The organism is Flavobacterium sp. LC2016-13 (assembly GCF_009707955.1).
Classification (GTDB): Bacteria; Bacteroidota; Bacteroidia; order Flavobacteriales; family Flavobacteriaceae; genus Flavobacterium.
In genome coordinates, this window is record NZ_WMDQ01000001.1 from 132,680 (window position 1) to 159,490 (window position 26,811).

The following is a 26,811-nucleotide window of genomic DNA, read 5'->3' on the forward strand; positions in this document are numbered from 1 at the left end:
ATCAATCACGGGAATATTTAAAAATCGAAGAGATATCAATATCCTGTTGATCGAAGAAACCAGCTGGCCAATGTTCTACTTTACCTTTTTCATTAATTTGTAATTCATAATGTTCAAATTCTTCATTAAAATATAAGATATTAATATCCAAATTATCTATTTCTATATCCTTATTTAGTGATGCTACTCGAAGTCCATTTAAGATGTGTTCGCTATGAGACTCTATAAAAACCTGAACTCCCGTCGATGCAACCCTAGCAAAAAACTCACTAATTCTAGATTGAGCTCTCGGATGTAAATGCGCTTCTGGATTTTCTACTATAATAACTTCTCCTGGCTTTGCTATCAATCCTGTAACAATTAACGGTAAAATATAACTGTAGCCAAATCCAATATTTATAGCCTTATAGGTTTTTCCATCTTTTTTATTGTTCATCAATAGACTCAAAACACTACTTTCATCTTCTTTACCTATCAAATTTAAGTTAGCACCATCTAAAATATAATTCAACCATTCTTCTGTTTGGTTCACAATCGAATAAGAATCTTTCCCTAAATATAATTTTTCATCTACGGTTAAATCCAATTTTTCGGAATAAAATAATACATTAATCGCATATTCTCCCTTAGCTCCGGTATGAATACTTTTAGGGATTGAAATTTTTTCTACATACTTTTTCGGACCAATTCTATCCGCAGATACATAGTGTATGTTTTTAAAGAATGTTGAAATTTGCTTAACATTTAATCTATTCTTATCATAATTGATCATTGCATTTAATGTCAAGTTATCGTGCTCATTTTCCTTAATTACATACTGAATTTGTGTATCAAATCCAATGTTTATCTCAAATCCAATATAAATATCTCTTTGAGTTGTATAACTGTTTTTGATATCTGCATAACCGCCTAATTCAATATAGGAACTATTAAGATAAATAGGGTTTTCTTCTTTTTCCCAAACATTCCAATTTGATTGAGTAATTACTAAAATAGATTGTAGCAACGATGATTTTCCTCTTCCATTGATACCTGTTAACAGATTTAATCTTTTGGTATTGAAAATAGTTTCATCATTAAAACATTTAAAATTTCTAAGAATAACTTTATTAATCATTGGTGTTTTGTTTTAGTATATCTTCAGCAAGACGAAACCTGTCTTCTACTTTTGTTTTACTATTTGTAGAACGCGTCACAGCATCATAATAAATATTATCTTTTATAAGTTTGTTATAATTTTTTTTAAGTAAAGCCTTATTTCTATCAATAAAATCATCGGTCATTTTGGATATTGAATAACAAATAGTTTCGAAAATTGCCATGTTAATAGTTCCTCTTGTTCTGTCGGTTGCTATTCTAAAATTTTTATCACCCCATATTTTATATGTCCATTCCATAACTCTTTTAAAATCGTCTTCTATCAATTGAATTTTTTCATCATCCCACATATTGATTTTTTTCATAGCATTTTCAATAAAAACACTTAAATTTCCATCATATTTGTTTTTAAAATCAAAGTGATTGAATGCAATGTATCTCAAAATCAGCTCTCTGTCTTTCATTCGAATATGACTCACTCCATTAGAAATTGCTTTTTTAAAATAATCTTTTTCTGAGAGATCTTTTAACAATCTTGTAGACTTACCAATATAAATGCAGTTTCTAACTTCCTGCCTGTTTAACTGTGTACCTCCCGTATTAATTCTATTGAATAAATCATAGACAACCTCCATTGGCGTAGAAGGTTTTAAGACAAAGATATTCAACTTTTTATCTTCGAATTTTGTACGTAGAATTTCTGGCAATTCTGCAAATGTACAATCATTATACTGCGGAATAGCATCTAATTCAGTTAGCTTAAATTGATTCTTATAAAAAAACTCAAGAGTTGATGTCCGTTGTAGCCCATCAATAATCATATATTTAGATTCTGCAGTATTACCTTTTTTTTCAATTATCTCATTTAAATAAATAAAAGGAATTGGAAAATTAAGCAGTATAGATTCTATGAATTTAGATTTAGACTTATCCTTCCAGACCAAATTTCTCTGAAAGTCAGGTTGTGTGATAATTTTACCTTTCTCTTTCTGGCGTAAATATTCAAATACAGAAAATTGTTCTGCACTCATATCTAAATCATTCAGAGTAGGTTCATAAGGATATAAACTAGATTTCGAATCATCCGATGAATCGTCACTGTCTAGTACTATAATTTTTTCTTCGTTTTCTGCCATAAGTTAAAACTATTTACTACAAATTTATAATAATAAATTTAAGTAATCACATTGTTAGTTACAATGTGATTAGAAGTATGCATTTTATAAATTTAAAACTATAACTAAGTAGTTATATTTAATTATGCAGATCGTAAAAATTAAATAATAGGAAAATATCTATTGATCAATTCTCTCTGCTCTAACATATTTACTTTTATATATTTTTCAGTCGTGCCAGGCCATTTATGCCCTGCCAGTTCCTGCGCCCTTTCCAAAGGGATGTTCTTTTCATTAAGCCAATTACATATCACGCTCATTCTGATTGTCTGAGGATTTAATTTCCTGTCAGGAAATAAATTTCTTAATGGCTCAATCATGGCATGAATACTGTCAACTGTAATGGGTCTGCCAAGTTTGGTCAATATGAACTTATCTGTTTTTCCCTTAAGCAGTTCAGGATAAGTTTCATTAATATAATTATGAAACAGTATCATTTGTTTAGGCACAAGTTCCATTGTCCGTTTGTTGAGATTCACAGAACCTTTTATATAGATTGTGCCGTTGTCCAGATCAATATCTTTTAATGTCAGCCTGACTATCTCATCACTTGCAAGTCCCTGATAAATCAGCAGGGATATCAAAACATTGTTTCGTATATCCAGATGCTTATAGCGGTTCTCACGTTCCATTAAAAGCTGTAATTCCACACTGTTAAATAAATCCTGTACCTGAATGGTTTGATTTCCTTTAATCTTTATATTAAGCTTTCGGCACGGATGGTCATTTCTATAACCATACATCACCAGATAGTCATAATACTTTTTAAGGGCTGACAATATTCTTACTCGGTACTGGGTATTGGACTGCTTTTTATTCACTTTCTCCATATAGTTCACCACATCTTTATATTGGTATCGTTTTGCCTTTGGATTGGTCTTTAAAAAATGATTGATGGTGTACAGGTAACTTTCTGCTGTCGATTCAGATAGTATTCCTTTAAGGTAATTTTCAAGATCAGGTTTCTGATTTTCCATTGTTTTAGTTTTTAAAAATTTACAACCGGCTTTCTTTTCTTGTTCTGAACAGCGTATATATAAGTAGTATTGATCTGGGTATGTCCTAGAAAACTTCGTATAAAATCAATTCCTGCGTTATTCTCTGCCAGATGGTATGCAATGCTGTGGCGAAGACAGTGAAGTGTGATCTCTTTCTGGATAAGTTCAAATTTCCCCGTCTGCTCAATCATTTTGTTTAAGATCTCATTGAGGTTTTCACCTGTTGATCTTCTGCCCCTGCTGTTAATGAAAAAGGCTTCCTCGTTCTGGTTTTTCCCTGAAAGTCTTTCAGGTCTTTCATTCCTGATGTATTTTTTTAAGTATTCCAGAACCGTATCACTCATAGGCACTTCACGTCTTTTGTTTCCTTTTCCCTGCCTCACTACAATCATTCCTTTGCTAAGGTTTACATCTTTTACATCAAGATTTGCAATCTCTGATCTTCTGAGTCCACACCCGTAGGCAATTGAAAGTAGGGCTTTCTCCATTTCATTCTCGGCATGCTGGTAAACCAGTTTTATTTCTTCTATAGTAAGGATATTTCTTGCCTTCTGCGTTCCTGCTGTAATCGAAGGCACATAATAACCGTTTTGGATTTCTTTATTTTCAAGTAAGTATAACTGAAAAAGCCCCTGTATAAAAAGATGAAATTTAATACTGCTCTCTGACAGAACTCCGTTTCCTCTTCGCTTGGGTCTTGAGATAAGATATTCTAAGTACTTTACAGATTCTTTTGAAGTTACATTCTGGATTTTAGTAATTCCGGATTCTTCAAGCCATATTAAAAATTCCGTTATGATGTTTTTGTAAAGATTTGACTTTCCCTGTTTGTAATTCCGGACTTTCACAAATTTGTCAAATGCCCCTGCGAGCCTTTGAAAGTCTTTGGATTGAATAGTTTTTTTCATTGTATTTTTCTCTTAATTACTGTAGTTTTTCTCTGCTTTTTTAAAGTTTACGCTTTCGCACCTTCTGGAACGCGGAACACCAGTATCGTATGGTCAGTGTTTGCTGGGCTTCCAGCGTTCCGCTGGTGTTCCGTGGTGTTCCACTTTTTAGTTTTCGTTGTTTTCTTTTAGAATTCTTCAAGCTGTCGGTGCAGTTCTTTTCTAATTTTGGCTTTTAGTCTGGTAATATCATCCCAGTATGAAATCGTGAATTTTAATCCCCTGTTGTATGAGCCTTCCACTGCCTGAATGTATTCGAGTTCCTGCAGTAAGTGCATGTAACGGAATGTAGCAGTTTTGCTGATATTAAGCCCCTGTCTGATCTCCCTTGCCGTAAATTTCTTTGATGTTCCTTCTTTCTGTTTTTTCAGAAACTCTTTCAGGTTTTCAAAGAACTGTCTGGTGCTTTTATCAAGCTCATCCACTTTGATAATAATGGAACTAAAGAAAATATCAACGGCAGATTTGACATCTACTTTGTCAGTTATAAGTCTGCCTTTTGTATCTGTCTTTCTCTGATACTGGTGCAGGATTGTAATCTGTGAAACAAAATTTTGAAACTGTGAATTTAATCTTCTCAGCATTCTGGCTTCCATCGGAAGGCTGAGCTTATCAGCATAAGGATTTACAACCTCATAAGATTTCAGAACTCGCATTACATTTCTTAAAAGCTGTTTTGCGTGTTCTTCCTTTTCGCTGTCGGACTGTCCCGCTGTTTTCAGGTTCTGTTTTTTAATAATCCTGAGTGTCTGCTGTTGGCTTTCATCAACGCCTACGATTACCGAACGGCTCATGTTGTCGTAGTACACCTCGGCTTTTGTGGTTGTGGTAAGGCTGGCAAAATGAGCATGCACCTGTTTGATTTTTCCCCTGTTGTTGCCGAATATATCTTTGACCACGGTCGAGCTGGTCAGGAATTTGGCGGACTGCATTTCCCTGAAAGCATACTGCGCCTCTTCATCAAGACCGTCAAAATCCTGAATGATAATCAGCTTGTTGATTAGTTCCTTGTCTCTGTAGTGATAGAGCGATTTGCTTGTAATGCGGGTCATGTTCATCACATCTTCCTGAGGCATGCATCCTGCAATTCCGTTGATCAGATGGCTTTTCCCTTCTCCGCTTGATCCTTGGACAAGTCCGTGCATCAGGTAAGGCATTTTATAACTCGATGCCAGAATAAAAATCAGGATTCTGTTTTCTTCTTCCCCGACAATGCCGTTCTGCTCCAAAAGTCTGTTTATGTTTTCCAGCAGTTTGGGTTTAGTAAGAAAGGTAACAGCCTTTTCCTGCGCCAAAGGCGTAAGCTCCTTTTCCGCATAACGCTCCGCCATTGGGTTGATCTCCGCTTCAAATAAGGCTTCCCTGTGCTGTTCCAGCAGATCGGTAAGCGTTACTAAATCCTTTTCAAGATTATCATAATCAAAGCCCTGTTTTTCCGAAAAATCTGTGCACTGGCTCTGCACGCTCGAAAAATCAAACAAATCGATTTTAAGCCTGTGCTTTCTGTTTGTATTGTATTCCACAATCTGAAGGGAAATTCTCAGATTTCCTAAATCCATCGGCAGGTTTCCCAGAACAAAGAAAGTTCCACAGAGCCCTTTATAGCTTATCTTGTAGCCATTGACAATCTGCAGTCCTTCGCCAGCTTTTTCCGTTTTGGCGCTTTTCAAAAGATTCGATATTCCTTCTGTCCCATAATTGACCCACATATCATTGAGGCTGTGCCCCTCAGGCAGTTCCACTATAGATAGTGGAACATCGGGTCTTAACTCCTGCATCTGTAATCTGATCTTTTCCATTTTATCACCGCTTAAAGATTATTATCACTTCCAGTTCATATAACGATTTAATAACTTCTAAATGCTGTTCGAGCAGTTCCCCGTCATGAAGCGCTATAACGGCTTCCCTCTGATCCAGTACTTTACTCTGTATTAAACTTGCGCAGTCAATGACTGTCGGAGCTAAGTATAATTTCTTGGTAAGGGGATGCGGATAGGCGGGGTAGATTCCTTCAATGTTCAGGTAATCCTGCTTTTTTTCATCCAGATCAAAACGCAGTGCGAAAAAATTCACAATCCTGCTGTTTCTGTCAAGAAGAGGAAAAATAAGCCCGTAACGTCCAAAGACGGTATAGGCCGTAAAGGAATCATCCCGAACTCCCGCATCGCTTTTTGTAATTACGCCGAGTTTTTCAAACGCATCCTTGGACTCAAGGGTTTTACGGTGATGGAACTGGCCTGAATTGAAGCCGATCCGAAGATCTGAATATTCCAGTCCGATACTCTTAAGGTACTGCTTGGGCTTTAAAGCCTTGGCACTTCGGATTCCTGTCTCGAAAGACCGGAATAGTGTTTCTAAAGTTTCCATAAATATTGATGCTTTCCATTTTGTCGGAGATAAGGCGACCGAAGCCGTTTGGCAGTACTGCATTATATCAAAGAAGTATTAAAGTCTTCCTGTAAATATAAATATGTGTTTTTGAAGCTGTAGAAAAATTGGCACTGCCGGCACTGTTTGTCTTGTAAAGTCACAATGTACAAGACAATTTGTTTTCAGATATGATATTATTCTGCAAACCTGCAGAAGGTATGGACGAAATAGATTGAGTCCGCAACAGCGGACTTTTATGATTCCGTAAACTACGGGGAGGTGATCTTATGTGATTGATAAAAAAGGTGATATGAAACATGACTTCGGAACTGCATTTTTGCAATTGCAGGCAATTAAAAAAATCACAGCAATGTATGCTATCAATTTTTTATATACGGTACATTGAAAATCGTGTTTCATACATTGGGCACAAATAAACATTTGCTTAGATCAGTCTCACTTGCAGTTTTCGCTGTAATATCAGGAATCTTTTCTCAGGTGTTTTTGTTCAAATTCCTCGGTTAGCTGTATGATTTTTTTGGACAGGACGGCTAATTCTATTGTCTGTTTTTCCAGCTTGTACAGATATGCAGAAGCTTTCTTTTCGGAAAATTTCTGATATAAAAGCTTTACAACCTGATTGTAGTTTACCCCGACAGCCCTAAACTGGCTGTAAAAAGAGGTCAGGCGCATATAATAATCCATTGTGGCTTTATCGATCCTGACTGTTTTAACCCCCTTCTGAAATACGCAGGCTGTAATAAAATGCGCCATTACATGCATTCCTGATACTTCAAAGAGAGTCAGGAAACGGGCGTTTTCTTCTGCAGTAAGGCTGATGGAATAGCGGTGCACTGCAGGATCTGTTTTGGAAGGCCTTCCTCCTTTGTGCGGATTCTTTTTCTCTTCATTTTCCATGGCTTCAATTTAATGGTATTGCTTAAGTCCAATATATCCGATAACTGGCAGTTAAAACTCAATTTGGAATTAATTGGAAGTGCTTAGCAGTATTTGGCATAACTGCCCCATACTGTCTTATATCTTTCTCATTGGCCTTCCCTCGCCAAATAAAGCCATCAGAAGACACTTCATAAGAGCAGAACTTTTTCAGAATTAATTTTCTGAAAACATGAAATTATGCTGTATAAAGAAACTGTTACTCCCCAGATGTGGGAACTTCTCCAAAGGCTTATGAAAGATGAAAAACTGAAAGAATTCAATCTTGTCGGCGGTATTGCCTTGAGCCTGATGATCGGCCATAGGTTAAGCGTCGATTTAGATCTGTTCTCCACACAGGATTTTAATGTACAGGATATGCTTGCTCATTTAAGAAGTGAGCATACTGTTACAATCAGGGAGCTGTTTGACAATACAATGCTTTTAAATATCGGTAAGGTTAAAGTAGATGTTCTAGCCCATAAATATCCATGGCAGGAGCCGATCAAGACCGAGCAGGGAATCAGACTGGTATCTCTACAAGACATAGGCGCTATGAAACTCCATGCGATATTTCAAAACGGCACAAGGATAAAAGATTTTGTGGATATGTATTTTCTTTTGGAACATCATCCCCTTAAGACCTATTTAGATGCTTACCATAACAAATACAATGGAAATCCCGCACTGGCTTCCCATTCATTACTGCATCATGAAAATATAGACATGGAAGAAAAAGTTAAACTCCTGAAAGGAAAAGAAACCAGCTGGACAAAAATGACCCAGCGTCTGAAAAAAGCAGTTTTCAATCCTTCTTTTGATTTTTCCGAGCCAAAAAATCAAATTCCTCCACCAGGTAAAAGACGCGGATTTAGGAGATAAAATTTGAATAAGAAGCTTAAAAATCGTATTTTTACTATATGGCAGAAGTTAAAAAAAACAGCAGAGTTCCTAATCTGGATCGGGTCTTCTTTTGGGATTTCGACATAGATGCCATGGACTTTGACAAAGCATACAAAACTATTATTGCGCGTATCATAGAACGTGGAGGACAGGATGAAATAGATGAGATCGTGCGCTTTTATGGACATGATAAAGTTGTCACAGCTATCCGTGACGAAATCCATTTCCTTCCCAATTATGCTATTGACCGTGCTATAAAATTCTTTCCCGAACTCAAAAAGGAAGAAATGTACTGCTACCTCAACCGTAAGGACAAACCCTATCACTGGATTTAGCATTGTATTTGATAAATTAAACCCTCCATCCGCAGTGATTAATCACTTCAATGCAGTGGAGGGCATGTCCATAAACATAATCTTCCAAATGTATGTTTACTATCCGCACAATGGCGTATGCTTTTAAACGATTATCTGAATAATATATTACAGAGCTCAAAATTGTTTTAAGAAGCATTCTGCAATATCTGGCTATCTTCCAAGTTTGCAATTACAAAATTCCCGAAAAGTCTTCTGTTTTTATATGCAGTCATTTATCTGCTGATTGCTGTTTAGATTTTTATCAAAAGAAATAATAAAAAGAAACCCAAGGTAGGACGGGCTGTCGCAGTCTGGCAAAAAGACTTCGGCATAATGCCTTGCTCGTGCCTCACAAGACACCCTTCGGGACTTATTCCGATTCCTTTTGGCCTGTCTGCACCCCGTCCTGTGAAATTGCTTTCTTTTTCTTTTTTCCGTTTTTCTGTTTTCTTTGGAAAAATATTTTTAGTGGTATTCTGCAATTTTAAATTTTCTTTTAATGTTTGCTGGAAATAAAACCATAAAGTTTCCTAAAAAACTATAAAAGCATTTTTACATTTTTATGCTTTTAAAAACACTTATAAATATAAGTAAATGCTTGCAGGCTTGCAAACCTGCATGCCAGCGTTCTTGCATGCCAACATACTTACATACTTACCTGCTTACATTCCTGCATACTTGAATACTTGAATACTTAAACACCTGCATACTTGCTTACTTGCAGTCCTGAATACTTGAGCCCTTGCTTATAAGTAAAATATATAAGTTAATTATTGCGTTAATATATCTTCCCACAATCTGCTGGCTTCACCGAAAAAACTGCTATATGATCAGGCTGTGTCATAAGCCTGCACACTTTGCAGATTTCTAAAATAAATAACCTATAATCATTACAAAAAAAAAGGGCATCAAGCCCTTTCAATTAAAATATATTCTAATAATGTGTTCACCAGAACACTGCAAGTTGTGTTTTGAGATGCTTGAAATGAATTCAGCATCTCAAAACAACTTGCCCTGCGGGGCTGGAAAACGCCTCCGAAGTCGCCGTTTTTATTATAGTTACAATTGGAGAAAAGTTACTGGGAGCCACTTTTATTTTTCTCATTTAGATGTTTTATATAAAGCAAATCCAGTAAATCTCCTTCTTCCAGCGGGATCAGCATTTCTATTACCCTGAGAGACTTCCAACATATCTTTCAGGATCTTTAACATTTTCCCCGCTTCCTTCAACTCCTTCTAAAGCAAGCATTCCAGCTTTTAGCAGATCCATAATCAGGCAGAACAGGTCTGAATATCCCTGCACATTTATTTCGAGATTGTGTATATCGTTCCGCATTTTTGATGCAGGTTTGAGCATTATAAAATAACGTTCAGGATTTTCAACCAGATTATTTAATTTGATTTTATTTTTTTTCATATCTATATATTTTATTAGTTAAATCTAGTATCTATGTAATGATGCACTAACTTCATCATTCGGCATTCTCTTTAGATTCATTAACTTTTTTTATTTTTTCAAGCCCTCTTTCACGCATAAGCTCTCCTGCATCAAGCATTTTTATTAAATGGATATACGGAGTCGTAAGATCAATATCACCGTCTCCTTTGTATGGAGACAATGAAACGCTCACTATTTCAGAAAGGAAAAATTCAAACTCCTTAAGGCTTTTCTCTGCAAATGCCTTTCGAAATACTGTGAAAGGATTGTCATATTCCTGCTTTGTCAATGAAGTGAGATGAAATACATTTTCAGTGCGCACTGACTCTTTCACTCTCCATTTACTGCTTTTTTTATGCAGGCAGTAGTATGTTTTCAAAAATGAGCATATTGCTTTATAGAATATAAAAATCTCGCTTGGTCTATCATTACTGCATATTTCTTCTTTAAAGCTGTACAGTACTGCCTGCGTTAAATTTCGCTTATAGTAGTCAAGATGTGCAAAATCAAAAAGGGCATCAGATGCTTCAAATGGATTTCCCGCCTCAAATCCAGCCCAGAACTTGGTTTCAAAGTTTTTTTTCTTCTTTTTCATGATTTAAAAAATTAGTTATCCATTTGTTCATTTTTATTTTCACTATTAGTCTCTAAATAAAGCTTATGCAGTTTATCAAGCCCTTCCGCTTCACTGCACGGAAGTAGCTGTATTGCAATTTCCAAAATACTCGTAAGATGAAAAGCGGGATCTTCGATCTGGCTGGAATTCTCAACATCTGAATTCTCCAGTGTGTGAAGTGCTATTTTGAGTAGATCCTGTACTGTATAAATGAGTTTTATGTAGCTCGTAAATTTTATATCTGCATGATAAATACCTTCTTTCTCTCTCTGCGGGGTCAGTGTTCTAAAATAAAAACTGCTTTTCAGTTCTTTGATAAAATCATCCGCCTTTTTATTATCATTGGTTTCCATATTCTTTAAATATTTGTTTGGTTTGCTCAGCATACTGCTGATACATTGTTTTTACTTCACTCATCAGCCACTGCATTTTTTCATATGCTGATTCAACAATTTCTGCAGTTAATGGTTCAATTTCTTCTCCCCACTGAACAGCTTTTCGAGCAAGATCAAGCTTTCTTAAAACTTCTTTCTCTTCTTTGTTTTCTAAATCAAAAGTGTTGCCTAAGACACTATTAAACTTCGCAATGCGCTCCTGCTGGTCTGAAATGTTTCCATCTATCACCCATTCACCCGTTAGAACCCATGAAGCGTTAATAAAGAGATATCGAAACTGCTCATGTATAACATACAATGCCATTAAATGATTCTCGTTTCCACGGTGGTATTTTAAGTCTCTGCCAATAGTATTGGCCTCTGATATCCACATTTGATAATTTGCAACAGTCTTTTTCAAAAGCCGTTTCATATTTAATTTTTTTATATCCAGAACAGTTTTCCCTTCAGTGTTTCTATACACAAGATCCGTTTCTTTACAATTGAAAATAAAAAATAAATTTCCTTTTCCCACTTCTCTCTTTATACACTCCCTGTCAAAAAAACAGAATGAAAAATTATTGTAGTTTTCAATTACTTTCCATAAATGGAAGACAACATCATCATAGTAATGGGGGCTTTTTTTGCTCACAACAATTGTCAGAATCCCTATTTTTGATTCTATAGCAGAATCCGAAAAGTAAACACACTCAGCTTCTACAAACTCTACCAAGAGTTTCACTGTTTTCTTGACTGCCCTATATTTGGGATGGTCTTTCTGTGTTAAAATATTATAATACATGATCTGTCTGTTTAAAGTTCAGCCGAAATCAGATTCTCAGTGCGTCCTAATTCATCTTTTACAACAGCTGTGCAAAAACCAGCAAAATCATTGTATCGATCCTGCAAAAGATTCATATCGAGTTCAGAAAAAGTATCTGCACCGCTGTATCTCAGTGAAGTATATGATCTGCTTAATATCGTAAACAAGTTTCTGTCCTGCTCTGTAACCCGCGGGAAGTAAGTGCTTATTTCAGGGTTAAAATAATCACAGATTTCTAATAGATAAGAAAGGGAAAAATGATTTGGAGAATACCCCATAAACAAACGGATCATCCCAAGACAGATCTGTTCTGCCATAGTATGGAGCATCAGACCTTTAAGAGGAGCATAACACGCCCATTCATAATCTCCCTGCCAGCTTTCCATGTAGTTTACCACAATATTTCTATAGCAGAGGTATTCTTTTGCTGATGTTATACTGCGAACTGGAAGATCTCCAAATTCTAAAGCAACAGATTCTTTTTTAAATAAAGCCTTTCCATTTTTTATAACATTCAAAAAGAAATATTTCTGATCGCCTGTTGCGCTCTTAAGTTCTGAAATATGATGAATCAAAAGTGTTGCTGTGCACTGCTCTTTGGTTCTGCTTTTAATCATATCAGCCAGATCATGCACTGCATTTACTTTACTTTCTTTGAAAAGTACTAATAGATAAAAATGTTTAACCCTTTTTTCCGCTGTTCCAAAACAATAAACTGCCTCGGTCTTAAGATAAGACGTAACGGTATCACTGACAATTTTCTCATAGTCGATGACACCATCGTTTAAAATTTCTGGATTCTGTTTTGGTTCAATAAAAAAAACGGATTTTTCCTCGCAGTAAGAAAGCTGGTCTTGGAAGATTTTTTTAGTTTCTTTTAAGATGCGGTAAAGTTTCTTCTGTGCATCTTTAACCCTGTCTTTCTTAATTTTTGTTTTGCCTCCATAAGGGAATTCAATCCTTGCTCTATCAAGTAAATCGGCAATTTCTCTATCCTTATCATGATCAGTATTGAACACCTGTTTCAAAATAGGTGCATAATCCTTTATCGTATTTAAGTGCTCTAGTGTATAATGATTCGAATGAGATTTTCCCATGACAAGTTCTCCGATTATACCAAAAAGAAGGTTGACCGCCTGATGGATTGTATAGATTGCCATATGATGGTTATTTGTTCCCTCATAATGCTGGGAACCTCTTCTTAATGATTCTGCTTTGGCTAAAAGCCCGCTGTTTTTCTTTACTGCTTTTTTTAGCAGAACGGATACAGAGGGAATATCTTTTGTAATCTTAAAACCAAACTCCTCGTTTTTAAACAGACTTATGTTTGATAAATACCACTTTAAATAATACAAGCTCCCATGCTTTAAGCGATGCAGTACATCCCATAGATTTATAATTACATAAGGAACGGACGGATACTTTTTTAAAACCTTATCCGCCCAGTCATACATTTCCGATGCAATCTGCTGTGAATCTTCCCTTAAGATTATAGTAAGTATATAACCTCTTTTACCTGCGGTCTCTGCCTCATGCAGGGTGACCGCTGTAATGTCCATAAATGATTGGAGCTCTCTAACGGCATTCTCCAATTCTTTCTGATCTTGAAATTGAATTGCACTACTCATAATTTTAATTTTTTTAATTAATACTTGTGTGAAAAATTGTATTTTTGTTTAACACACGAGCAAGTAAGTGATTAGTCGTACTGTACCGTATCAATTTGTATCATACCGTACAGTAAAATTTCTATATCATACATAGGACTTACTTTTTTATTCTTAATTATTATCTTTGAGCTATGAATACATCAACAAAACCAAGTCACATGGGGCGTAAAATCAGCCGTATCCGTGAACTGAAAGACATGAAACAGGAAGCACTGGCACAGGCTATGGGTACAAACCAGCAGGCGATTTCTATTATGGAAAACAGCGAGACTATCGAAGAAGAAAAACTAATCGAAGTAGCAAAAGCATTGGGTGTAAGTGTAGAGGCAATTAAGAATTTTTCGGAAGAAGGTGTGTTTAATTATTTTAATACTTTTAACGATTCAGGCAATAATACTTTTGCAAATAATGTATGCAATTTTAATCCATTAGATAAATTAATCGAATCCCACGAACAGCAGATCAAACTTTATGAGCGTTTGGTTCAGGCGGAAAAAGATAAAGTCGAATACTTGGAAAAATTACTAAAAGCAAAATGATGCTTTTATAAAAGATATATTAATTCCAAAAAGAGACTTTCAAGTCTCTTTTTTGTTTTTAAAGTTTATTTGTTCTGACTTTTTAAAATACCAAAATAAATACCATGAATAAAACGATAAAGCTTAGAGTGAAAAAAGAAATTGAAAGGGATAAAGAGCTTAAAGTGCTAAAGCTTAAAGGCTCTCTAATTACAAGAGGCTACACTGAAATAATCCACATAGCAGATGAAAATCAAGATTTTTACTTAAATACTTTTACCACTTCTCAAGAGCAAAAAGAAGAAGCTGAGAAATTTTTATTAGATTTTATTTCAGCTAATAATGTAACAGATATTATAACACTTCTGAAAGAGTAAACAGTCATTTTTTGATGTTTGCTTCACATAATAACAAACGCATTTCTTAACAAAAAAATATTCAGTCTATGGACAGTTCACATATCAAAGTAATATTTGAAGATTACTTAAAAACAGTTAATTCGAATTATGCTTTACTTATTAATGGTAGCTGGGGAAGCGGTAAAACTTATTTCTGGAAAGACTCTTTAAGTAAAATCTGTGACGAGAATAACTTCAAAACTTTATATATTTCATTAAATGGATTGAATAAAATAGAAACACTAGATTATCAGTTAAAGATTAAACTTATCCCTTTTCTAAATAAATTAGATACAAAAAAGGCTGTCTCGACACTTAATCTCTTAAAAAATATAGGAGGAAAAATTATACAGAGTAAATACAATTTTAGTCCTGAAGAAATTTTAAAAGATGTTGAAGTTGACACTGCACTTTTTTCAAAGCAGGTAATATGCTTTGATGACCTTGAAAGATGTAATATTCCTTTAAGCGAAGTGCTGGGATATATCAATAATTTTGTTGAACATAAAAACTCGAAAGTTCTCATTCTATCTGATGAATCCAAAATACCGGATAGTGAGGATGTAAATAAATCCACGTATAACTCTATTAAAGAAAAAGTTATTGGCAGGGTATTAAATTTCAGTAATGATTTAAATTATATCTTCCCATTTTTTATTGAGAGATATAAAATTCCGGATCCTGAATTCTCATCTTTCCTAGATCAGAATAAATCATATATACTTGAAATTTTAGCAGAGTTTAAAGAAGAAAATCTAAGGAATTTATCTTTTTACCTTGAAGCTTTAAATAAATTATTTCCTGTTTTAAAATCAAATCTAGAATTTAAAAAAGAAATTATATTATTTACATTGATTATTACACTGGAGTTTAAAAAAGGTAATCTGAATTCCAGTAACTATAACAATTTTAATGATCTTGATTTATTGAATCCAGCCTATGTGATGTTCAATTTCGACCCTTCATTTAGTTTACTTTCGAAAAAAGCTGAAAAAACTCAAAAAGAAGAAAGCGAACTGGAAAAATTCTATAACAGATATCTTTCCAATTATATACAGGATTACTTTTTTTATCCAGCTGTATACCAGTTCATACTCACAGGTTATTTGGATCTTGAAAAATTTAATAATGAACTTAAAAGCCGTATTCCTGTTGAGCCTACAATTGAAAATGCTACCTTCACAAATGTTGCAACAAATAAATTCAGACAGTTATCTAATGAGGAATTTAATGAAAATATTGAGCGGTTCTTACTTTTTGCAAAACAAGGCAAATATGAAATCTCAGATTATCTGCAGATTTCTAAATTTTTAAATTTCTATTCTGAAAATTTTATTATTAACCATACAAAAGATGAGATAAGGGAAATTCTGCTTGAAGGACTTCTTATTGCCAAAGAAGACTTTGTACCTATTAAGAGAACACGAAACTTTTCATTTGATATGGATCAAAATCCTGCTGATGATACAATCTTAAGAGATAAAATTATTGAGTATATTAATGAAAGCGAGAAAGAATTTGAAAAAGAAAAAACGAATTCACTTTTAAATGCTATTGCACAGAATGACTTGGAGAAGATGAAAGATGTATTTGATGAATATAACATAAACAAAGAGCTGTTTCAGAATTTCAGCGCCCAAAGTTTATGGACGCACCTCCAAAGCTGTGAAAATAGAACTTTAGTCCAGTTTACGAGCCTGCTTAAACAGCGCCACGGTTTTTCAAACATAAAAACTTATTTTCTCGATAATACTGATCTTTTCAAGGATCTGATTCTCTGTATTAAAAATTCAGAAAGTACAGGAAATCTTCAGAAAATGCTCAAAAAAGAATTAATAGTACAGCTCGAAGAAATTTGTGAAAGAATGGAGTAATTCTTAAGCATCACATTAAGATTATTTCTCCTCAGTCATAGCTACTTTCCATTTTTCATTCTCATATGTTAGAAAAACTATATTACTGAAAGTTTCACCATTCTCATAGATTAATATTTCCTCGATGAAAAACAAATGATTATCTATTTCACTTAATTCAGAAAATTGCCTTTTTACCATAGAAAAATCAGGAAACCCATTATTTAGAATATACTCAACAAGTGAGAGTTCAAGTAATTTTGCCGTCAGATCAACAGTTTCTTCATTAATCTCTACATTTGTCCTGCGCAAAACTATTTTTGCTTCTGCTTCAAAATCTTTTGAAGCAATAGCATTTACTATATCCTTTTTTGAAAATGCAGTTTCTAAAGAAACTATTGCATCTTCGGGTGTATCATAATTGTAACCCGTAATTATATTGTTCATTAGATTTTTTACGTTTAGTTTCATTAATAAAAGTACCAAAAAGCTTATTATATATTTCCCAAAAAGCTTATTTCTTTTTTCTTGAAAATATTTTACTGATTGGTAATCTTGGAAGGACTTTCTCAAAAAAATCTCCCATAAGAGGTATTCTGTCTTTTTTTACAAAATTTAAAACAATAGTCATTCTACCTAAACTAAGATCAATATCAATAGTTTTTTCAGCGACGGGAATTAGATTTTCTTCTGTTTTGAAATTTTTATTTTTAGCTGAATTACAAGAATTATTAAACATTATTCCGATAACTAAAATAATAATACAAAATAATACTTGTCGTTTGTTTTGGGTTCTCATAATATTACTGCCAAAGTTTAAGTACTACAGCGAGTTTGGGACTAAATTAAGACTATTCTTAATATTTAACAAATGATCCCAAATACATTACCAACTTCCCATCATACCAATTGTCCAAATCCGTTTTATTACCTGTTAACAGTAGTTATTTTATTCATTATCTAGAATTAGTCCTGTACTACTGCCACTATTTTTTTCCCAGGAGGAAACTGATTTCATATTTTTCTTTCCAAGAAATTTGCCTGTCCAAGGATTAAAAGAGTAGACTTCATATTTTATAATTCTACTGGAGCGTCCATTTGGAAGAATATTTTCAATCATCTTTGTTCTACTGGTTACATAAAAGCGAAACTGTCCATTTATGAGTTCTGGTCGTTTGAAATTCTCCCATCTTAAAATCCCAACTGCCTTTTTATTACTGTTTTCTGTAAGTCCCAATTGCTTAGCTTGCTTCATTGCCTCTTCATATTTGAGTTTAAAACTACCTTTTAAATTATCAGGAACATTTTCAAATCCAAAAATTAGCTCATACTGATTAGGAATGAAGTTTCCATTTGCATCTAACTCAAACTGAATAAGGTCTTCATACTTATTGTCCTTGTCAAGTTTAACATCATATCTAAAAAGAAACTTTGTTGGCTTTTTTTCAAATTTATCAGTCCAATTACCTGATTCATTTTCATTATAAATAATAGAACTAGTTACACTCCACATAGTGTTGTTTATCAAAAAATTTTGCCCGTACATTTTACCAACTAAACTATCGGCTATTACTTTCATTTTCATTTGTAAATCGTAAAAAGGATATTCCTTTTTGTTGAAAACTTTCCATTCACCTTTGTCATAATCGACGGTATATTCTAATTTTCCTTTTTTAGAGAATTGTTTAGTTATTCCAATACGCCGTTTTAATGTGTCGAAGGTAGAAGTATTTTCTAGTTGTGTTGTTCCATTGTAGTAATAGTCATAGAAAACGATATTTTTGCTTTTTACGAACGTTTTTATAAGTCTAAGGTTTGGATATTTCTCCCTTACAAAAGTCAAGGTATCAATATGTAAAGTATCTGGTTTATACATCTCGACTTTGTCCATAAAATCATTTTTAAAGTCGGCGATTTTCTGTTTGTCAGTAATTATTGGTTTAGATGCCTTTTTTTCAATTGTTTGTTTACAAGCAGTTGATAGGTTAATCAGTAATATTATTGTCAAAAGTTTGTTCATACTTCGTTCGTTGTGTTTTATAATAATGACAGTTAACGCAGTTAATAAGTAGAGAGCCAAATCCGTTGTAATTGCTATTTACAGTAGTTTTTTCGTTAGTATATAAAAGTTGTCTTTGGCATTTTGGTCTCAAAATCCAAAATTATTTTTTTATCAATTTTATTATCAGCTAATGTAATTGATTTTAGTCGCCTCATTTTAAGCAAATTATTAGGAAGATTAGTTAATTCATTTTCGTATAAATTTAACTCTTCTAAATTATCAAGCAATGAAATTTCATTTGGAAGTACCTTCAAATGATTAACACTTAAATGAATAGTTTTAAGTTTTTTACATTTCGAAAGCTCTAAAATAATACTTTTAGCATTAATTTTATCTTGTCTAATATATCCAAATGTCTCTAAATTAGAAAGTTTATCAAATTCTATATTTAAATTTTCAATTTGATTATTACCTAGATTTAGTTGTCTAAGATTTTTAAATAGATTGAATCTTTGATAAGTTGGTTGAAAAATCAAATTCAAACATACTAGTCAAGTCAAGTTCTTCGATGTTAACATTATTTTCATAAAATGCTTCTGGAAAAGTTTTAATGTCATTCCACCAAATATCTAATTTTTTAAGGTTTTTAAGTTTAGTGATTTCATTTGGGAATGTTTTAAAATTATTCATCCCAATATTTAAAATTTGAAGGTTTTGTAATTTTTCTAAATGATTAAGTTCTGTTAAGTAATTTAGAGAAAGATTTAATTCTTGAAGATTATGTAGTTTGAATATTGTTTTGGGTACTGCATTTAGATTGTTTTCTGATAAATCAACACGATAAACCAATTCTAGATTTTTTGGTAAACTATCTAAATTTTTATAAATTTTTTCATTCGGTAATTCACTTAAAGGTATTATTTTTTCTTCCTGATTTTTGTTACAAGAAGAAAGCATAATTAAAAATAAAAATATTATCGTTATGTGATTTTTCATAAAATTAATACCAACGGTTTTGGAACTAAATTAAATCATGTTTTCAGATTTACCAAATCCTCTCCAATAAAAAAGCAGCATCCAATTAAGCCTATTGCCAACTCTATTGTAGCATCTATATTAGCATCTACTTTTATTTTTCAGCTGTTTCGTTTCGTTTATGTTGTCCAATTCTGGCGTTGCGCTAACTTTTGACAAAAAATGAATAGTTCCATTTGTTTTGAACTTCTTTGTAGCCAACACAATTCCACAAATTAGCCCAATTATTGAAATTATAATTCCTACAATTAATCCACCTAAATTTTGAAGATTAAAATAAACAATGCATCCAACTCCCGTACCTAACAAAGTTGGCGAAATCACAATTTGAAACCAACCAATCAATTCCGTTATTTTCTCAAGTATTTTGAACATTTTATTTTCCCTTTTCAAGAACCATTTCTAATTCTAATTTAGCACCCAACCCCTCTGATTCGCAAATAACTCTTTCATTTCCAACTTTAATTATTTTGACATTTATTTTTTGTCCCACAATTGAATGATTTTCGGAATCATTCAATTTTGTGTAAGTTAAAATATATTCACAATCTGACACCCAATTTATTGAAGCACGAAGTTCAATTTTATTTACTTTGTCAGTTTCTATTTGTTCAGTTTCATTTCGCAATACTTCCCAATTTTTGTAAAGAGAATTGGTATACTTGAATTTACCCACTTTATAATCAGAACATTTTTGTTCTTGTGAATAAGTATTGAGATTGATAAGAAGGATTATTAACAAAATAATTACTTTCATATAGAGTTTTTAAATAGTTGCTAACATTCTGTTACCAGTGGGCTTGGGGCTAAATTAAACCCATTATTCGGATTTGCCAAATCATCCCAAATACAAAACCATTTTCCCATTATGCCAATTGCCCAAATCCGCTGTAGTAGCTGTCATAGGCGGTTTATGCTAAGCCATGAGGTGAAAAATAATATATTTCTCCAGTTTCCAAATTCATTTCAAGTGTGAAATAATATTCACCACCATCGTTTACTTCCAAAATAGAGCTTTTCCATGTATCTTTATGACTACTTTTTTTTGATATTCCATTTATCCAAACTTCTTTTTCATTTTTAGCATTAGTTACAAAAACACATTGTTTAAAATAATCAGATTGTAATTTATGTTTTCTGAATTTAGTTTTGTTTAGATCTATTTGATCCTGAATTATCAACTGGAGTTTATAAAAGTCCTTAGATGATATTTTTGTGGTTTTAACAGGATGATTGAAATAGTTTTTAAAGAAATCATTATAACTAAAGACCGTAAAATCTTCTGGAATATCAAATTGGTAACTGTTTTTTATAGATGTGTTATTAGTCAATACTTTCATTTTAGCATTAAATGATAATAATTGAATTTGATTTCCAATAAAAATTAGTTTTGTCGATATCTCTTTACTAATAAGATTTATAGTGTCATTTTGTATCTTGTACCTTCCAGTAATTGATCTATTTGTTCCAATTTCTTTATTGTTTGGAACACTGGAATAATTAAAAGACGAATCCTTTTTTAATAATAAAGTTTCCTTGCTTCCAAAGAACTTATCCTGAGATACATTTTGAGCTACGAGATAGTTGTCTTCTCGAGTACAATTACTAAAAAGTGGGGAAATTAACGCTAAATATATTAGTTTTCTCATGTCGTCAACATTTTGGTTAAATCGCCTATAACGTTCTGGCGCTTGGCGAGGTGGGGATTAAAGATGTGAGATTTTTCGGTTAAGCACAAATTTTCCAATTACAAAATCAACTTTAAATTCAGCCTAAACCCCAATCACGCCAACGGCTGTTAGCGGATACCAGAATATGCGGTTTAATTGAGAATTCTAATTATTATCCAAAACACCATAAAAATCGCTCCAATTATTAAAATTCGATTTCCTTGTTTTCTGTCTCCTGTAGAATAACCATGTAAAAACACCGTTAACTTTGTCTCCATGTTTTGTTAGCATATCCACTTAATTTTGTCTACATTTTTTGTTTGCACATCCAAAAATTATTTGTTTCTAAAATTTGTTCAATTTCAAAAGATTAGAATTTCAAAATCTCATATCACTAACTTTGAAACACTACAAAAAATTTTACTCGAATTTTATTCCATTTTCTTTCACTGGATAACCTAAAATTAAAGATTTAACTACAAAAGGCTTATCTTTTTCTATAATTTTTGACTTATCGATTATAATTATACTTTTCAATATTTTATCGGATAATGAATCATTTTCATAAGTTTTCGATATAAACTTAGCCTCAGTTGCGAACTTAATTTTCAAAGTATTTCTTTCTTTAATAAATTCTTTATTTTTTAAATCTGGAATTAAATGAAAAGTATCCTTCTCGATGATTAAAGAAAGATTATTAAAATTGTTGTTTGTGGAATCAGTATCGTTAAATTCAACTATTGTCGTTAAATCAACATCAAATAATTTTGAATGTTTATTGATTGAATCATATAATAATTCTTGTGAAATTACCTTTTGATTTTTTGTTGATTTAATTGTACATCTTTGAAAAATTCCAATAGCAAATATTGTGATTGGAATTAAGATTATTTTATTTTTCATTCTCCTCTTTTTTTATAGTAATCAAACATACCTTTTAAATGTTCTACAAAGCTCGGTGTTATTTTATTTTCATATTTTTTCAATTCATCAGTGTAAATAGCCGTATGTTTTTTATCGGGATTCTGTAAATGACCAATTTTCCCTCCTTCATGGTCTAATGTAGCAGTAAAGTTGTTTTTATCAGTAAGCAACGAATCAACTTTTCCATCTATTAAATTAACTGTTACAGTTGAACCTTTTGTATTCATTAAAGTTTCACTACCATAAACATTTGGAACACTTCCTACACCGTCATTGTATTTTTCTATAGTATATGAAGTCAATCCTCCTTTAGCTTCTCCTGACACAGCATCTGCAACCGATATTTTACCATTATGAACATCCTTAAGGTCAACTGAAGCATCACTTGCATAATGACCAGCTATTTTCGATAGAGATGAATAATTTGAGCTATTAAAAGTGTAATCACTTAGTTTTGTTTCAAAATTTGAAAGTGTAGCAGGATTAAACTGAGGTGAATCAATAACAATATTATTAGTTTTTCTGTTATCAGTATATAAAAAATTACCCGCAGTGTCGAAATGGTCATCAGGCGGTGAAGCCATCATTCCATCTGGGTCAATAAAATATACTGGATTATTAAGAGCATACGTATACGTACTAAATCTGCGTGATTTCTCTGCAAGCGGGTCAATGTTCATCCATCGTCCTAATGCTGGATCATAATTTCTAGCTCCGTAATCGTACATCCCAAGCCCCAGCTCGTCTTGGAGCTCCTTTCCATTGTATTTATACTTATTATTAGTAGCTACATAATCATTATATCCTTTGTGTTTTAACCCAAAAGGATAATAATTATTTTCTTCGATAATTTCAAGAACTTGTGTTGTTGGGTTCTTTGCAAAACTCAGTCGTATGTTTCCTAAATGATCTTGGTATTGAAACAAATACGATAGTGTACCTTCGGTATTTTTTACATACCCTTCTGCTGTTGGGAAAAACTCTAAGATATTGTCTTTGTACTGAAAGCCTTCCAAATAATTGGTATTGGTTATAGTTGTTCCTTCCTTTACAATTTTCTCCAGTTTTTGTCCTGCTGCGTTGTAAATATACTCAATTGTATTTCCTGTGCCAAATGTTATTTTCTTGGGCAGGTTGAGTTGGTTGTATAGTATTTCGGTAATGTTTTTGTTTTTGTCACTAAGCATGTTTCCATTAACATCATAAGTGTAATCGTCGCCTGTGGTGTTGGCATCGTTAAAACCGCTGCTGTTATTGGCGCTATCAGATACTTTCGAAAGCTGGTTTGAATTATCAGGATAGGTATACGATAAATTATCGATTATATTGGTCCCTATTTGAGGATCCATATCGCCGTTTCTGTTCAAATACTTTATGTTTCCGTTTTTATCATACGATAAGTTCTCGTTATAAGCATCTGTGGTTAATTTCGATTTTTGGTAAATAGCACTTGTCAAATGGTTAAGTTTATCATACTGATAACCATAAGAACGCTCCAGATTATCTGAGCCTGTTTTCCAGAAAGTTTCAGCTATGTTTCCGTTATACAATGCTTTTACATTTGGTATATCGGTCTGCGTTTTATCGTAATTAATTTTAAAAGCAAACAAATCAAGAGGGTCTGTATTTTGCTGCAATTCATCGGTTTTATTTATCTCGGTAAGCCAGCCTCTGATATTATAATTAAAATCGACTTTTTGTAAAGGGCTTCCGGTGCTGTTACCCACATTTTTGCTTTTCAGCTGTCCGAGCGCATCATAGGTATTGTCCGCTAAAAGCTGAACAACTCCCCCATTTATTTGATGGGTATGTGTGAGCAATCGATCCTGAGGAGAATAGGTAAAATCTTCTCTAATGGTAATTTCGTTATTACCCGTTGTGCGTTTGTGTTTGCTGATGGTATAAAGCGGTTTTCCTGTAAAATCAAGTTTACTATCGGTAGTGGTATAACCTCCTAAATAATTTTGAGCATACGTACGTATTGGGCGTGCTTTTGTATCATAGAAAGTAGTACTGGTTTCACCAAGCGTTTCCAAAGCTGTTGTTGAAACTCTGATCCAGTTTCCGGTTGGCATGCCTTTTACATTGGACAAAACGGTTTGTTGTTCAACAGCACTTGGTACTACAGCTGCATTAGGAAATAAATAATCATCATAATAATTAACACTGAGGAGTTTAAAACTTGTTGGTGCTATACTATTGGTATAATCAGCTGCAATACCATCAATCGTGCGGGATGCTTCTTTCTTTTCAAACAAAATTAAAGCATCTTTCTGAGCATCCTGCAACGATTTTCTGATAGCCGAATTTGCTGTTTGACTCTTCCATCCTGTATAAATAGGCCTGCCAAAAGAATCATATTTGGTTATGAGCCAGCCAACAGTACTGTCACCATTAAAAGGTGATAATGCAGGACCTGTGGCTACTGGCCTGTCGAGTTTATCATAAACAATGAATTCCCATTGCTTGCCGGGCAATTTTTTCTCTACTAATCGGTTTTTATCATCGTATTTATATTGGTAACATAATCCATTTAAAACCTCATCATCAATTTCTCCGTCTGCCTTTGGCGGAATCACATAGGTGAGGTTTCCGTAAATATCATATACATAATAGGTATCAAGTTTGCTTTCAGATTCATAAGTCCTTTTTAAAACTACCTGACCATCTTTATTTTTAAATTCTACTGTAGATCCGGCTGATTCGCCTGGATTTGCACTGGTATTTTCATCAAAAGTTACGGTTTTGTACAATTGGTTGGCTTCATAAGTTTCTTCCTCTGAAAAAGCAGTTTCAAATAATCCGGATCCGGCATTCCAGATAGCTGTTGCCTTATATAATTTAACTTCATCAGCAGTATTGGTCTTGTAATCAAGTTTAATTTCATGACCACTGCCCATCGTCCAGGATGTTCCCGGAGCAGCTTGTTTTAAAACCCTGCTAAAAGGAGATGATTCAAGTTGTTTTTCAGAAAATGGGTTGGCAGTATTCTCGTATTTTGCTGTACCATAAAAAGTTATGGTACCGTTTTCAGCATTCACATCAAACGCCATATTAGTCGAAGAAGATTCGTAAGGCAGATATTCCTTTAACTGTCTTCCAAAATCATCATAATCAATATGCGTTACAATATCTTTTCCTGATGAAGATTGTTTGTTGGCAATTTGTTGTACTGGTCTGCCTAATCCATCAAAATAGGTAATGCTAGCCTGCATCTGATCTGCGGAAGGATTATCTATAGCAACTGCTGTTGGTTTTTTATAGGTTTTACTAATAACATAATTGTAATCTGAACTCGGAGTTGTAATATCTGAACAGTCAGAACTTGTACCTTGTAATGCAGGACAATTATCACCACCATTCCTAACATAATTTCCAGCTGGACTTATACATTGCTGTGCATAATTTGAAGGATCTCCAAGACCGTCCAAATCAGTATCGGCATACCATTTTGTATTTGGATTTAGTGTATTATCTGCATCGTTACAATCAGTGTTATTAATTACATAATTAGTGGGCTGGACACTGTAGTACAGACTCACACCCGGGTTACCAAAACCATCATGGTCAAAATCATAATAAAAATACTGTGGCGCTATATTGGTAATATTTCCTGTCGCATCGTTGTAATCACTGCCATTGGAAACATATCGGTTTGGTTGAGTACAACTTTGCGTGGTAAAGGCACTTGCACCAAAACCATCACCGTCGCCATCAAAATACCATACCACATTTGGGTTTACGGCAGCAATGGAATCATTACAGTCTGTATTATTGGTTACATAGTTTACCGGTCTTACACTATAATAAACCCTAACATTTGGATCACCAAAACCATCATGATCATAATCATAATAAAAATACTGTGGTGCTATATTGGTAATATTCCCCGTTGAATCGTTGTAATCACCCGCATTGGAAACATAACGGCTCGGCTGTGTACAACTCTGCACCGTCACGGCATTGGTACCAAAGCCATCACCGTCTCCATCAAAATACCATACCACATTTGGATTTACCGAAGCAAGGGAATCATTACAATCTGTATTATTTGTGACATAATTTACTGGTCTTACACTATAATAAACCCTGACATTTGGATCACCAAAAGTATCATGATCATAATCATAATAAAAATACTGTGGTGCTATATTGGTAATATTTCCCGTTGAATCGTCGTAATCACCCGCATTGGAAACATATCGGCTGGGCTGCACACAACTCTTCATAGTAATGGCACTTGTACCAAAATTATCGCCATCGCTGTCAAAATACCATACCAAATTTGGATTTACAGCGGCATTTCTGTCATTGCAATCTGTATTATTAGTCACATAATCCGGTGGTTTGATACTATAAAATACTCCTGTACTTGGATCTCCAAAAGTATCATGGTCAAAATCGTAATAAAAATATTGAGTAGGGGCAATATTGGTGATGTATTTATTGCCATCATCTAAGTCTGACTGGTCGGCAACATATCCAACGGGCTGAGTATTGCTATAAATAAATTGGGCAGGATTACCAAATCCATCTCCGTCAGCATCTCTATTCCATTGATATCCTAATGGACATCCGGGACACGGATTTTCCGGATCATCATCTACAGCGTTTGTAATTATTTTAGACTGATCTGTTTTTTTGTCCTGCGCATATCCCAAAAAGAAAAAGCATTGAAGCAAAACAATAAGTAGTGTTTTTTTCATT

At 33.6% G+C, this 26,811-nt stretch carries 27 protein-coding genes; 5 read left to right on the plus strand and 22 right to left on the minus strand.

From position 1 onward, the window contains the following. Nucleotide 1: 1 nt before the first annotated feature. The 7 genes from GKZ86_RS00550 to mobA all read right to left on the minus strand — a co-directional run bounded on the left by GKZ86_RS00550 (nucleotide 2) and on the right by mobA (nucleotide 7,506). Nucleotides 2-1,117 carry a DUF3696 domain-containing protein gene (locus GKZ86_RS00550; RefSeq protein ID WP_154781197.1) on the minus strand — a complete coding sequence of 372 codons (1,116 nt, stop codon included), beginning with the start codon at nucleotides 1,115-1,117 and terminating at the stop codon, nucleotides 2-4. After that, nucleotides 1,110-2,234 (minus strand): DUF262 domain-containing protein, encoded by a 1,125-nt coding sequence (locus GKZ86_RS00555; RefSeq protein WP_154781198.1) that lies wholly within the window; start codon nucleotides 2,232-2,234, stop codon nucleotides 1,110-1,112. The genes GKZ86_RS00550 and GKZ86_RS00555 overlap by 8 nt, the downstream gene beginning before the upstream one ends. 140 nt (nucleotides 2,235-2,374) lie before the next feature. Beyond that, nucleotides 2,375-3,250 carry a site-specific integrase gene (locus GKZ86_RS00560; RefSeq protein ID WP_154781199.1) on the minus strand — a complete coding sequence of 292 codons (876 nt, stop codon included), beginning with the start codon at nucleotides 3,248-3,250 and terminating at the stop codon, nucleotides 2,375-2,377. Nucleotides 3,251-3,261: 11 nt separating this feature from the next. Continuing rightward, on the minus strand, nucleotides 3,262-4,179 hold the full coding sequence (locus GKZ86_RS00565) for a tyrosine-type recombinase/integrase (RefSeq protein ID WP_154781200.1): 918 nt from the start codon (nucleotides 4,177-4,179) through the stop codon (nucleotides 3,262-3,264). Nucleotides 4,180-4,346: 167 nt separating this feature from the next. After that, nucleotides 4,347-6,017 (minus strand): hypothetical protein, encoded by a 1,671-nt coding sequence (locus GKZ86_RS00570; protein WP_154781201.1) that lies wholly within the window; start codon nucleotides 6,015-6,017, stop codon nucleotides 4,347-4,349. Nucleotides 6,018-6,021: 4 nt separating this feature from the next. Next, complete coding sequence (locus GKZ86_RS00575) at nucleotides 6,022-6,585, minus strand: hypothetical protein (protein ID WP_044048375.1); 564 nt, start codon at nucleotides 6,583-6,585, stop codon at nucleotides 6,022-6,024. Nucleotides 6,586-7,068: 483 nt separating this feature from the next. Continuing rightward, nucleotides 7,069-7,506 (minus strand): conjugal transfer protein MobA, encoded by a 438-nt coding sequence (mobA, locus tag GKZ86_RS00580; RefSeq protein ID WP_154781202.1) that lies wholly within the window; start codon nucleotides 7,504-7,506, stop codon nucleotides 7,069-7,071. A gap of 219 nt (nucleotides 7,507-7,725) precedes the next feature. Here mobA and GKZ86_RS00585 point away from each other — a divergent pair, with 219 nt between their 5' ends. Next, complete coding sequence (locus GKZ86_RS00585) at nucleotides 7,726-8,406, plus strand: nucleotidyl transferase AbiEii/AbiGii toxin family protein (RefSeq protein ID WP_154781203.1); 681 nt, start codon at nucleotides 7,726-7,728, stop codon at nucleotides 8,404-8,406. 38 nt (nucleotides 8,407-8,444) lie between these two features. Continuing rightward, the gene (locus tag GKZ86_RS00590) at nucleotides 8,445-8,762 is read left to right on the plus strand and encodes a hypothetical protein (RefSeq protein ID WP_012025603.1); all 318 of its coding nucleotides are present in this window, start codon (nucleotides 8,445-8,447) and stop codon (nucleotides 8,760-8,762) included. Nucleotides 8,763-9,951: 1,189 nt separating this feature from the next. Here GKZ86_RS00590 and GKZ86_RS00595 read toward each other — a convergent pair. The 5 genes from GKZ86_RS00595 to GKZ86_RS00615 are packed head-to-tail and all read right to left on the minus strand — an operon-like array spanning nucleotide 9,952 to nucleotide 13,662. Then, a complete protein-coding gene (locus GKZ86_RS00595; protein ID WP_230328233.1) occupies nucleotides 9,952-10,200 on the minus strand; it encodes a hypothetical protein in 249 nt (82 codons plus the stop codon). Between the two features lie 55 nt (nucleotides 10,201-10,255). After that, entirely contained in the window at nucleotides 10,256-10,816 is a 561-nt protein-coding gene (locus tag GKZ86_RS00600; RefSeq protein WP_012025605.1) for a hypothetical protein, read from the minus strand. 11 nt (nucleotides 10,817-10,827) lie between these two features. Further along, the gene (locus tag GKZ86_RS00605) at nucleotides 10,828-11,190 is read right to left on the minus strand and encodes a hypothetical protein (protein WP_154781204.1); all 363 of its coding nucleotides are present in this window, start codon (nucleotides 11,188-11,190) and stop codon (nucleotides 10,828-10,830) included. Further along, nucleotides 11,177-12,013, minus strand: a complete 837-nt coding sequence (locus GKZ86_RS00610; protein ID WP_012025607.1) for a hypothetical protein — start codon at nucleotides 12,011-12,013, stop codon at nucleotides 11,177-11,179. Before GKZ86_RS00610 ends, GKZ86_RS00605 begins: the two co-directional genes overlap by 14 nt. A gap of 11 nt (nucleotides 12,014-12,024) precedes the next feature. Further along, nucleotides 12,025-13,662 (minus strand): hypothetical protein, encoded by a 1,638-nt coding sequence (locus GKZ86_RS00615; RefSeq protein WP_154781205.1) that lies wholly within the window; start codon nucleotides 13,660-13,662, stop codon nucleotides 12,025-12,027. A gap of 173 nt (nucleotides 13,663-13,835) precedes the next feature. Here GKZ86_RS00615 and GKZ86_RS00620 point away from each other — a divergent pair, with 173 nt between their 5' ends. The 3 genes from GKZ86_RS00620 (at nucleotide 13,836) to GKZ86_RS00630 (ending at nucleotide 16,494) form a co-directional block, all read left to right on the plus strand. Continuing rightward, a complete protein-coding gene (locus GKZ86_RS00620) occupies nucleotides 13,836-14,243 on the plus strand; it encodes a helix-turn-helix domain-containing protein (RefSeq protein WP_012025609.1) in 408 nt (135 codons plus the stop codon). A 104-nt stretch (nucleotides 14,244-14,347) separates the two neighbouring features. Next, the gene (locus GKZ86_RS00625; RefSeq protein ID WP_012025610.1) at nucleotides 14,348-14,599 is read left to right on the plus strand and encodes a hypothetical protein; all 252 of its coding nucleotides are present in this window, start codon (nucleotides 14,348-14,350) and stop codon (nucleotides 14,597-14,599) included. A 68-nt stretch (nucleotides 14,600-14,667) separates the two neighbouring features. Then, nucleotides 14,668-16,494: a KAP P-loop domain-containing protein gene (locus tag GKZ86_RS00630; protein WP_012025611.1), complete on the plus strand. Its 1,827-nt coding sequence runs from the start codon at nucleotides 14,668-14,670 to the stop codon at nucleotides 16,492-16,494. Nucleotides 16,495-16,515: 21 nt separating this feature from the next. Here the strand turns inward: GKZ86_RS00630 and GKZ86_RS00635 are convergent, their stop codons facing one another. The 10 genes from GKZ86_RS00635 to GKZ86_RS00680 all read right to left on the minus strand — a co-directional run bounded on the left by GKZ86_RS00635 (nucleotide 16,516) and on the right by GKZ86_RS00680 (nucleotide 26,810). Next, nucleotides 16,516-16,920, minus strand: a complete 405-nt coding sequence (locus GKZ86_RS00635; protein ID WP_123869541.1) for a hypothetical protein — start codon at nucleotides 16,918-16,920, stop codon at nucleotides 16,516-16,518. Between the two features lie 67 nt (nucleotides 16,921-16,987). After that, a complete protein-coding gene (locus GKZ86_RS00640; RefSeq protein WP_154781206.1) occupies nucleotides 16,988-17,272 on the minus strand; it encodes a hypothetical protein in 285 nt (94 codons plus the stop codon). Nucleotides 17,273-17,422: 150 nt separating this feature from the next. Continuing rightward, nucleotides 17,423-18,493 (minus strand): hypothetical protein, encoded by a 1,071-nt coding sequence (locus GKZ86_RS00645; RefSeq protein ID WP_154781207.1) that lies wholly within the window; start codon nucleotides 18,491-18,493, stop codon nucleotides 17,423-17,425. Between the two features lie 95 nt (nucleotides 18,494-18,588). Beyond that, nucleotides 18,589-19,011: a hypothetical protein gene (locus GKZ86_RS00650; protein ID WP_195936661.1), complete on the minus strand. Its 423-nt coding sequence runs from the start codon at nucleotides 19,009-19,011 to the stop codon at nucleotides 18,589-18,591. Further along, nucleotides 18,971-19,471: a hypothetical protein gene (locus tag GKZ86_RS00655; protein WP_154781209.1), complete on the minus strand. Its 501-nt coding sequence runs from the start codon at nucleotides 19,469-19,471 to the stop codon at nucleotides 18,971-18,973. The genes GKZ86_RS00650 and GKZ86_RS00655 overlap by 41 nt, the downstream gene beginning before the upstream one ends. Before the next feature lie 120 nt (nucleotides 19,472-19,591). Continuing rightward, nucleotides 19,592-19,885 (minus strand): hypothetical protein, encoded by a 294-nt coding sequence (locus tag GKZ86_RS00660; protein WP_154781210.1) that lies wholly within the window; start codon nucleotides 19,883-19,885, stop codon nucleotides 19,592-19,594. Nucleotide 19,886: 1 nt separating this feature from the next. Continuing rightward, nucleotides 19,887-20,267: a hypothetical protein gene (locus tag GKZ86_RS00665; protein WP_154781211.1), complete on the minus strand. Its 381-nt coding sequence runs from the start codon at nucleotides 20,265-20,267 to the stop codon at nucleotides 19,887-19,889. A 154-nt stretch (nucleotides 20,268-20,421) separates the two neighbouring features. Next, entirely contained in the window at nucleotides 20,422-21,159 is a 738-nt protein-coding gene (locus GKZ86_RS00670; protein ID WP_154781212.1) for a hypothetical protein, read from the minus strand. Between the two features lie 441 nt (nucleotides 21,160-21,600). Beyond that, on the minus strand, nucleotides 21,601-22,083 hold the full coding sequence (locus tag GKZ86_RS00675; RefSeq protein WP_154781213.1) for a hypothetical protein: 483 nt from the start codon (nucleotides 22,081-22,083) through the stop codon (nucleotides 21,601-21,603). Further along, nucleotides 22,080-26,810: a DUF6443 domain-containing protein gene (locus GKZ86_RS00680; RefSeq protein WP_154781214.1), complete on the minus strand. Its 4,731-nt coding sequence runs from the start codon at nucleotides 26,808-26,810 to the stop codon at nucleotides 22,080-22,082. The genes GKZ86_RS00675 and GKZ86_RS00680 overlap by 4 nt, the downstream gene beginning before the upstream one ends. Between the last annotated feature and the right edge of the window lies 1 nt (nucleotide 26,811).

Bases quoted from the DNA above. Each gene is read 5' to 3' on its own strand.
- GKZ86_RS00640 (WP_154781206.1), bottom strand. From the start codon at position 17,272: ATGAGAACCCAAAACAAACGACAAGTATTATTTTGTATTATTATTTTA.
- GKZ86_RS00600 (WP_012025605.1), bottom strand. From the start codon at position 10,816: ATGAAAAAGAAGAAAAAAAACTTTGAAACCAAGTTCTGGGCTGGATTT.
- GKZ86_RS00610 (WP_012025607.1), bottom strand. From the start codon at position 12,013: ATGTATTATAATATTTTAACACAGAAAGACCATCCCAAATATAGGGCA.
- GKZ86_RS00635 (WP_123869541.1), bottom strand. From the start codon at position 16,920: ATGAACAATATAATTACGGGTTACAATTATGATACACCCGAAGATGCA.
- GKZ86_RS00555 (WP_154781198.1), bottom strand. From the start codon at position 2,234: ATGGCAGAAAACGAAGAAAAAATTATAGTACTAGACAGTGACGATTCA.
- GKZ86_RS00675 (WP_154781213.1), bottom strand. From the start codon at position 22,083: ATGAAAAATAAAATAATCTTAATTCCAATCACAATATTTGCTATTGGA.
- GKZ86_RS00585 (WP_154781203.1), top strand. From the start codon at position 7,726: ATGCTGTATAAAGAAACTGTTACTCCCCAGATGTGGGAACTTCTCCAA.
- GKZ86_RS00560 (WP_154781199.1), bottom strand. From the start codon at position 3,250: ATGGAAAATCAGAAACCTGATCTTGAAAATTACCTTAAAGGAATACTA.
- GKZ86_RS00620 (WP_012025609.1), top strand. From the start codon at position 13,836: ATGAATACATCAACAAAACCAAGTCACATGGGGCGTAAAATCAGCCGT.
- GKZ86_RS00595 (WP_230328233.1), bottom strand. From the start codon at position 10,200: ATGAAAAAAAATAAAATCAAATTAAATAATCTGGTTGAAAATCCTGAA.
- GKZ86_RS00605 (WP_154781204.1), bottom strand. From the start codon at position 11,190: ATGGAAACCAATGATAATAAAAAGGCGGATGATTTTATCAAAGAACTG.
- GKZ86_RS00550 (WP_154781197.1), bottom strand. From the start codon at position 1,117: ATGATTAATAAAGTTATTCTTAGAAATTTTAAATGTTTTAATGATGAA.
- GKZ86_RS00645 (WP_154781207.1), bottom strand. From the start codon at position 18,493: ATGAACAAACTTTTGACAATAATATTACTGATTAACCTATCAACTGCT.
- GKZ86_RS00655 (WP_154781209.1), bottom strand. From the start codon at position 19,471: ATGAAAAATCACATAACGATAATATTTTTATTTTTAATTATGCTTTCT.
- GKZ86_RS00625 (WP_012025610.1), top strand. From the start codon at position 14,348: ATGAATAAAACGATAAAGCTTAGAGTGAAAAAAGAAATTGAAAGGGAT.
- GKZ86_RS00665 (WP_154781211.1), bottom strand. From the start codon at position 20,267: ATGAAAGTAATTATTTTGTTAATAATCCTTCTTATCAATCTCAATACT.
- GKZ86_RS00660 (WP_154781210.1), bottom strand. From the start codon at position 19,885: ATGTTCAAAATACTTGAGAAAATAACGGAATTGATTGGTTGGTTTCAA.
- GKZ86_RS00570 (WP_154781201.1), bottom strand. From the start codon at position 6,017: ATGGAAAAGATCAGATTACAGATGCAGGAGTTAAGACCCGATGTTCCA.
- mobA (WP_154781202.1), bottom strand. From the start codon at position 7,506: ATGGAAAATGAAGAGAAAAAGAATCCGCACAAAGGAGGAAGGCCTTCC.
- GKZ86_RS00670 (WP_154781212.1), bottom strand. From the start codon at position 21,159: ATGAGAAAACTAATATATTTAGCGTTAATTTCCCCACTTTTTAGTAAT.
- GKZ86_RS00680 (WP_154781214.1), bottom strand. From the start codon at position 26,810: ATGAAAAAAACACTACTTATTGTTTTGCTTCAATGCTTTTTCTTTTTG.
- GKZ86_RS00630 (WP_012025611.1), top strand. From the start codon at position 14,668: ATGGACAGTTCACATATCAAAGTAATATTTGAAGATTACTTAAAAACA.
- GKZ86_RS00565 (WP_154781200.1), bottom strand. From the start codon at position 4,179: ATGAAAAAAACTATTCAATCCAAAGACTTTCAAAGGCTCGCAGGGGCA.
- GKZ86_RS00615 (WP_154781205.1), bottom strand. From the start codon at position 13,662: ATGAGTAGTGCAATTCAATTTCAAGATCAGAAAGAATTGGAGAATGCC.
- GKZ86_RS00590 (WP_012025603.1), top strand. From the start codon at position 8,445: ATGGCAGAAGTTAAAAAAAACAGCAGAGTTCCTAATCTGGATCGGGTC.
- GKZ86_RS00575 (WP_044048375.1), bottom strand. From the start codon at position 6,585: ATGGAAACTTTAGAAACACTATTCCGGTCTTTCGAGACAGGAATCCGA.